Source organism: Desulfonatronospira sp. (assembly GCA_003563255.1).
Taxonomy (GTDB): Bacteria; Desulfobacterota; Desulfovibrionia; order Desulfovibrionales; family Desulfonatronovibrionaceae; genus Desulfonatronospira.
Genome location: PWSL01000405.1, coordinates 1 through 7,023, shown reverse-complemented (window position 1 = coordinate 7,023; position 7,023 = coordinate 1). Strand labels below are relative to the sequence as shown.

Annotated in this window: 6 protein-coding genes and 1 tRNA gene; 3 read left to right on the top strand and 4 right to left on the bottom strand. The window is 51.8% G+C overall.

Annotation, left to right across the window (positions count from 1 at the left end; all coding sequences use genetic code 11):
- On the top strand, nt 1-205 hold a 205-nt coding region (locus QZP87_RS11750; RefSeq protein WP_291323115.1), incomplete at its 5' end, for a hypothetical protein.
- Between the two features lie 30 nt (nt 206-235).
- Nucleotides 236-329, top strand: a tRNA-Sec gene (locus QZP87_RS11745).
- Here the strand turns inward: QZP87_RS11745 and argH are convergent.
- The 3 genes from argH to argF form a co-directional block, all read right to left on the bottom strand.
- Entirely contained in the window at nt 314-1,723 is a 1,410-nt protein-coding gene (gene argH, locus QZP87_RS11740; RefSeq protein ID WP_291323114.1) for an argininosuccinate lyase, read from the bottom strand. The two genes, QZP87_RS11745 and argH, sit on opposite strands and share 16 nt — an antisense overlap.
- A gap of 348 nt (nt 1,724-2,071) precedes the next feature.
- Nucleotides 2,072-3,289 (bottom strand): argininosuccinate synthase, encoded by a 1,218-nt coding sequence (locus QZP87_RS11735; RefSeq protein WP_291323113.1) that lies wholly within the window; start codon nt 3,287-3,289, stop codon nt 2,072-2,074.
- A 72-nt stretch (nt 3,290-3,361) separates the two neighbouring features.
- Nucleotides 3,362-4,261 (bottom strand): ornithine carbamoyltransferase, encoded by a 900-nt coding sequence (gene argF, locus QZP87_RS11730; protein WP_291323112.1) that lies wholly within the window; start codon nt 4,259-4,261, stop codon nt 3,362-3,364.
- Between the two features lie 631 nt (nt 4,262-4,892).
- Between argF and QZP87_RS11725 the strand changes: the two genes are divergently transcribed.
- Entirely contained in the window at nt 4,893-5,522 is a 630-nt protein-coding gene (locus QZP87_RS11725; RefSeq protein ID WP_291323111.1) for a class I SAM-dependent methyltransferase, read from the top strand.
- A 288-nt stretch (nt 5,523-5,810) separates the two neighbouring features.
- Here QZP87_RS11725 and QZP87_RS11720 read toward each other — a convergent pair whose 3' ends face one another.
- Nucleotides 5,811-6,887 carry a class I fructose-bisphosphate aldolase gene (locus QZP87_RS11720; RefSeq protein ID WP_291323110.1) on the bottom strand — a complete coding sequence of 359 codons (1,077 nt, stop codon included), beginning with the start codon at nt 6,885-6,887 and terminating at the stop codon, nt 5,811-5,813.
- Between the last annotated feature and the right edge of the window lie 136 nt (nt 6,888-7,023).

The following is a 7,023-nucleotide window of genomic DNA, read 5'->3' as shown; positions in this document are numbered from 1 at the left end:
CCTCCGGGGACTGGCTCTTTTGCCGCCTGATTTTTTGTTCAATTGTAAGTTATCAAACGGCAAAAGTGCCTGTCCCCAATTGAGACAGGTTATAAATTTTAGAAGTTTCGCTGTAGTGTTATCGATTATTCAAAAAAGTGCACAAGAGCCGGTCCCCGGAGTTAATAAATTAAGTTTAGCTGCAGTGTTATTTACTCTTGCCTAATTCAGTAATGATTGTTATTGATTTGCCTGCGGAAGCGTTACGTCACCGGTGTGGCGCCTGGACTTCAAATCCAGTGGAACGGCTGATCCCGTTCGGTAGGTTCGACTCCTATACGCTTCCGCCATTTTTTTTATCCAGCCATAGTCGTAAATCCTTAATCTGCCCGAGCACTGAGTCCGGCCCGGTACCCCCCGGTGTTGACCTGCGATTTACCGCCTGCTGATAGTCAAGCACACCGTATACATCTCGATCAATAAGTCTGGAAAAATCCTGGAACACCGTCAGGTCCAACTCTTCCAGACCCAGACCCTTTTCCTCGGCATAAGCAACCAGTCGGCCGGTCAGGTGATGTGCCTGCCTGAAGGGCGTACCTTTGAAAACCAGGTAATCCGCCAATTCAGTGGCATTTAAAAAGCCTTTTTTCAGGGCCTGCATCATTTTATCCTTGTTGAACTCCATTTCGCCCATCATGCCTGTCATTACCCGCAAACAGGAACTAACACTCTTGCAGGCTTCGATAAAAGGCTCTTTGTCCTCCTGCATGTCCCGATTGTAAGTGAGAGGAAGGGCTTTCATGGTGGTCAAAAGGGCCATGAGGCGACCGTAAACGCCGCCGGCTTTTCCCCGGACAAGCTCGGCTACATCAGGGTTCTTCTTTTGAGGCATTATGGAAGAACCGGTGGAGTAGGCATCCGGAAGTATTATAAAGCCGAACCCCGGGTTTGACCAGAGGATAATTTCCTCTCCGAGCCGACTTAAATGCATCATTATCATGGATGCAACAAAAAGCCCCTCCAGCACAAAGTCCCGGTCGCTGACAGCATCCATGCTGTTCTTGAATACTTCTTCAAAACCCAGATGGCCGGCAGTCTGCTCCGGCTGCAGACAGTAGGTGGTTCCTGCCAGGGCTGCCGCCCCAAGGGGGGAAACCCTTGTGCGGGGCATGGCCTGCTCAATGCGCTCATAATCTCTTTTGAACATCTGGACGTAAGCTAGCAAGTGCTGGGCCAGACATACAGGCTGAGCCGGCTGCAGATGGGTATACCCGGGAAGCAGGGTTTTGCGGTGGGCTTCTGCCTGATTCAAAAGAATACTGATAAGCTCTTTCAGCTCAGACTGCCAACGCTCCAGGGCACCTGCCACATAAAGCCTGAAATCCAGGGCAACCTGGTCGTTGCGGCTGCGACCTGTGTGCAGCTTCTGTCCGGGCTCTCCAATGAGATCTGTTAGACGTTTTTCAATATTCATGTGGACATCTTCCAGGCCGGGATCCCAGTTGAACTCATTTTGCTCCAGTTCGCCCTGAATCTGGTCCAGACCAGAAAGAATCCGCTGCAGTTCTTCTGGGGAGATTATCCCGGTATCCGCCAGCATGAGGGCGTGAGCCCTGGAACCCTCCAGGTCATGCAGGGCCAGGAAGCGATCGTAATCCAGGGACTGGGTGAATTCTTCCACTAGCGATGATGTCCGGGCTGCAAACCTCCCCCCCCAGATTTTTTGCGGGTCTTTGTCTTTCATTTAGGTACTGTTATAGCACGTTGGATTGCGCAGCTAAGGGTTGTTGTTACTTCCAGAGATCTGTTCAGCGCTTTGCATGTCGTATAGCTCCCTGCCCCGTTTCCAGACCGGAGGGAGACTGGCTCTTCCCAAACTTTTTATCAAATATTCTGAAGCCATTTTGTCATAAAAAATGTGCGGGGATAGCCTGTTCCCTGTTTTTATTAACACTACAGCGACACTTTGTATTAAATATTGCCTCAGCCACCGGGGACTGGCACTATTGTCGAACTCAAACCGAAAAATGGCTGGGCTCTCGGCGGCAAAAGAGCCAGTCCCCTTCCAGATTAAATTAATGTCGCTGTAGTGTTAAAAACGCTGAAAAGATACATTCCTGACTTTATTTACGGACATGAGCCTGAGACCCTGCAGCCTTATAAAGCCGGCTGAATCATGCTGATCAAATACCTGGTCCGCCTCAAAGGTGGCCAGTTCCGGGTTGTAGAGGGAGATGCCCGAACGCCGGCCCAGAGGGTAAACTCCCCCCTTGTAGAGCTTAAGGCGTACTTCGCCGGTGACATATTCCTGGATTTTGTCCATCATGGCCTGCATGGCCTCCCGCTCCGGAGAAAACCAGAAACCGTTGTAAACCAGGCGGGCATAGCCCGGAACCATTTCATTGCGGATATGCAGACTTTCCCTGTCCAGGCACAGGCCCTCCAGGTCCCGGTGGGCGGCATAAATGATCGTTCCCCCGGGCGTTTCATAGACGCCTCTGGATTTCATGCCGATAAAACGGTTCTCCACCATATCCAGACGCCCGATGCCATGCCTGCCGCCCAGAGTATTCAGCCTCTTGAAAAGAAGCACCGAGTCCATTTCTTCGCCATTGATGCTCACCGGATCACCTTTTTCAAACCCCAGGGTAATAACCTCGGGTTCATCCGGTGCCTGTTCTGGAGGCACAGCCAGGTGATAGCTTCCCCTTTCGGGTTCCAGCCAGGGGTCTTCCAGTTCCGCTCCCTCAAAGGACAGGTGCAGTAGATTACGATCGCAGCTGTACATTTTCTCCTGGGTTACAGGTACAGCAATCTGGTTTTGCCTGGCGAATTCCAGAAGTTCGGTCCTGGAATGCAGGTCCCATTCCCTCCAGGGGGCGATGATGCGCAGAGACGGTGCCAGGGCCATGGTGGTGAGCTCGAAGCGTACCTGATCATTGCCCTTGCCTGTGGCTCCGTGCGCCACTGCCTGGGCCCCCTCCTGCAAGGCTATTTCCGCCATTCGCTTGGCGATAAGGGGCCTTGCAATGGAGGTCCCAAGCAAGTATCTGCCTTCGTAAACAGCAGCCGCCCGGAACATGGGCCGGATAAAATCTGTGACAAACTCCTGCTGCAGGTCCTCGATAAAAGCCTTGGAGGCTCCCGTGGACAAGGCCTTTTCTTCCAGGCCATCCAGTTCTTCCTCCTGACCCAGGTCGGCGGTAAAAGCAATGACTTCACAGTCGTATGTCTTCTGGATCCACTTTAGAATTACCGAGGTGTCCAGCCCCCCGGAATAGGCCAGGACTACCCTGTCAATCCCGCTCATGAAATTCCCCGTTGCTTTGTATTTTAAGAGTGTAATTTATCCCCAATCCCGAATCCTTCAATCCCTAAATCCCTAACCATATATCCACTCCAGAATCGCCTTCTGCATATGCAGCCTGTTTTCCGCCTGGTCCCAGACAATGGAGCGCTCTCCTTCTATCACCGCATCCGTAATCTCCTCTCCTCTGTGGGCAGGCAGACAGTGCAGCACCCTGACCTCGGGATGGGCCGCTTCCAGGATTCTGTCATCTACCCGAAAACCCACAAATGCATCGGCCCGGGCCTTTTGTTCTTCTTCCTGGCCCATGGATGCCCATACGTCGGTGTTGATGTAATGCGCATCCCTGGCCGCCTCCAGGGGGTCGTGTGTCAGGTGAACATTCCCCCCCAACCTCTGTGCCTCCTGAAAAATATCCTCACGGGGTTCAAATCCCGGGGGAACCGCCAGTGTAAGCTTGAAAGGAAAATGAATCGCGGCATTTATCCAGGAATGGGACATATTGTTGCCGTCTCCCACCCAGGCGATATTCAGGGCTTCAAAATCAGGGCTCCGCTCGTAAATGGTCAACAGGTCGCTCATGACCTGACAGGGATGAAACTCGTCGGACAAAGCGTTGATGACCGGTACACTGCCGTGCCTGGCCAGTTCAATCAGCTTCTCCTGGCCGAATGTGCGCACCACCATGCCCTGGGCATACCTGGAAAGCACCCTGGCCGTGTCCCTCAGGGGTTCGCTCCGGCCAAGCTGTGACTCCGCCGGGGTCATGAATACGTGGTGTCCACCCAGGTGGTGGATGCTCACCTCAAAGGACACCTTGGTCCGGGTGGAAGCCTTTTCAAATATCAAGATCACGGTCTTGCCTTCAAGTATGTTGGAACGAAAGTCGTTCTCCTTCATCCAGGCGGACCTTTTTATAAGCTCATGCGCCTCTTCCCGGATAAGATCCCGGATGCTCAAAAAATCCTTTTTCATTCTTGGTGCCTTCCTGGTTGGAAAATCATAAGGGGCTTGTGCAACACGTTACAAAAATCCTGCATCCTTGCCTGCCATAAACCACTTCCAGTGCAGCCAGCGGGGACAGGCCCCCCTGCACTTATTTGATTAAATTGATCGTAAGCATTCAGGGGGTCCTCAGTGGTAGTTACTGGCATCAGGCCTGGGGACTGTCCCCGCTAAGTAATATCTGTGCAGGTTCACACAATTAAGCGTTTGTCATGTTTAACTTGTGCAGGAAAGGTGTCGCGGGGACTGTCCCCGGGCCGGTTTCCGGCACCCCCTGAATGCTTACAATTGATCTTGATTGTGCTGAAAAAAAAGTGCGGGGAGCCGGTCCCCTTACAGCTCAAATCAAGCGTCGTTGTAGTTTTATTGAGTATCGGCGATAAGCAGGAAGTAACGGGTTAAAAGAGTTATATTGCCTTATCAGGCTCTGGATGTAAAGATTGAATGCCTTGTATAACACCCCGGAAAGACATAAACTTAGAAATCAAGGCCCGGCCTGTTTGCAAAAAAAATAAAAATTTGTTAACCTGATTACTTTCAAAAGCAAAGCCCCCCAAACGGGCACCACTAGAGAATTTTTTCCAAACCAACGGAGCACAGCATGGTAAACAACCTCTATAACCTTATTATCAGTGATGTCACCAGACTTTGTTATAAAAACAGCATAGATTACTACCCTGACAATTCAGTCATTCTGGACGTAGGCATCGGCAACGGGGTCATGCTCAAGAAGAACCATCAGCTGATTAAAAAGAAAAACCTGCGCATAACCGGACTCGATATCAACAAACATTACCTGGAACACTGCAGAAAACTAATCCAGGCCTACAGTCTCCAGAATCAGGTCGAAGTGCTGCACCAGTCAGTCACCTCCTACAGCCCAATCCACGAGGGGTTTTTTGACTATGTTTTCTTTGGGATGAGTTTCATGCTCATGGACGACCAGAAAGCGGTCCTGGAAAGGGCCAAAAAATGGGTCAAGCCTGATGGGGAGGTGATTTTTTTTCAGACCATGTTTAAAAACAGGTCCAAGTTCATGGAGTTCATCAAACCCCGGCTCAAGTTTCTCACCACCGTGGATTTTGGAAAAGTAACCTATGAAAATGATTTCTACGCCCTGCTTGATGAAGAAAAACTTTCACCATGCAAGGATATGCTCATCAAGAAAAACGTATTCAAGGGCGAATGCCGCATGATCGTCACTCAGCCCGAACAGAGAGTAGGCAATTAGAGACTGGAAGTTTCAAACCAGGCACACCCGGCTGCAAGGGCGGCACCTGTTGATACAGGCCTGTCAACATTATCCCTCAGGGGCAAAAAATTTTCACCCCCGTATCTGTTTAGCGCTTTGCATGTGGCATGGGGACTGGCCCTTCCGTCACGCCTGAGGCGTGATTGTCCCAAAATGAGATATTTTAAGCACAAAATGATGCTCAAGTGGGTCCCGGAGTGCCTGTCCCCTGCTTTCCTTAAAAGCGCTAAACAGATACTCGCCCCCTTTTTGCGCCTTCAGGGCACCTCAGGCTACAGTGATCTCATGGTCCAGGTAGACGTCCTGGATGAGATTTAAGAGTTGTGCCCCTTCATCCATGGGCCTCTGAAAGGCTTTTCGACCGCTGATGAGCCCCATTCCTCCGGCCCGCTTGTTTATAACCGCCGTGCGAACAGCTTCACCGTAGTCGTTTTTGCCGGAGGCCCCTCCGGAATTGATAAGCCCGGCCCGGCCCATGTAGCAGTTGGCCACCTGGTAACGGGTCAGGTCTATGGGGTGATCCGTGGTCAGGTCGCTGTAAATACGTTCATCCAGCTTGCCGTAAGAAGAATCCCCGGTATTCAGGGCCTTGTAGCCGCCATTCACCTCAGGCAGCTTCTGCTTGATTATGTCCGCCTGCAGGGTGACTCCCAGGTGATTGGCCTGCCCGGTGAGATCCGCTGCCACGTGATAGTCCACGCCTCCTGTCTTGAAGGCACTGTTTCGCATATAGCACCACAGAATCGTGGCCATACCCAGCTCATGGGCATAGGCAAAAGCCCGGGCTACTTCCACGATCTGGCGGTCCGAATTGTCCGCCCCGAAATATATGGTCGCCCCCACCGCGGCGGCCCCCATGTCGCTGGCCTGGTCAATGGTTCCGAACATGATCTGGTCAAAGGTATTGGGATAGGTGAGCAGCTCGTTGTGGTTGATCTTGACCACAAAGGGTATTTTGTGGGCATATTTGCGCGCCACCGCCCCCAGCACCCCGAAGGTGGAGACCACGGCGTTGCATCCACCTTCCATGGCCAGCTTTACAATATTTTCCGGATCAAAATATACGGGGTTTTTGGCGAAGGATGCCCCGCCGGAATGTTCCACTCCCTGATCCACGGGCAATATGGACATATAGCCGGTGCCACCCAGGCGTCCATGGCTGAAAAGGCGCTCCAGGTTCACCAGCACCCGGTTGTTCCTGTCTGAGAGGGCATACACTTTATCCACAAAGTCCACCCCGGGCAGGCAGAGCTGATCCCGGGCAATGGTCCGGCATTGATGGTTCAGCAGAAATTCCGCTTCGTCTCCCAGCATCTCGTTTAATTCATTATGATTATGGGCCATAACAGTTCCTCCTGAGGAATATGTAACAGTTTAAAATTTTTGCAGCCACCCGGCTTTAACAGCCAAGACTAACCCGCCTCTACCTGGTAAACCTCCCTGTCCTGGTACTCGGACTGTTTGCCCCTGTTCCACAGCT

Excerpts from the sequence above, each read along its gene's own strand:
- argF (WP_291323112.1), bottom strand. The coding sequence starts at position 4,261 with ATGAAAAAGGATTTTTTGAGCATCCGGGATCTTATCCGGGAAGAGGCG.
- QZP87_RS11720 (WP_291323110.1), bottom strand. The coding sequence starts at position 6,887 with ATGGCCCATAATCATAATGAATTAAACGAGATGCTGGGAGACGAAGCG.
- argH (WP_291323114.1), bottom strand. The coding sequence starts at position 1,723 with ATGAAAGACAAAGACCCGCAAAAAATCTGGGGGGGGAGGTTTGCAGCC.
- QZP87_RS11725 (WP_291323111.1), top strand. The coding sequence starts at position 4,893 with ATGGTAAACAACCTCTATAACCTTATTATCAGTGATGTCACCAGACTT.
- QZP87_RS11735 (WP_291323113.1), bottom strand. The coding sequence starts at position 3,289 with ATGAGCGGGATTGACAGGGTAGTCCTGGCCTATTCCGGGGGGCTGGAC.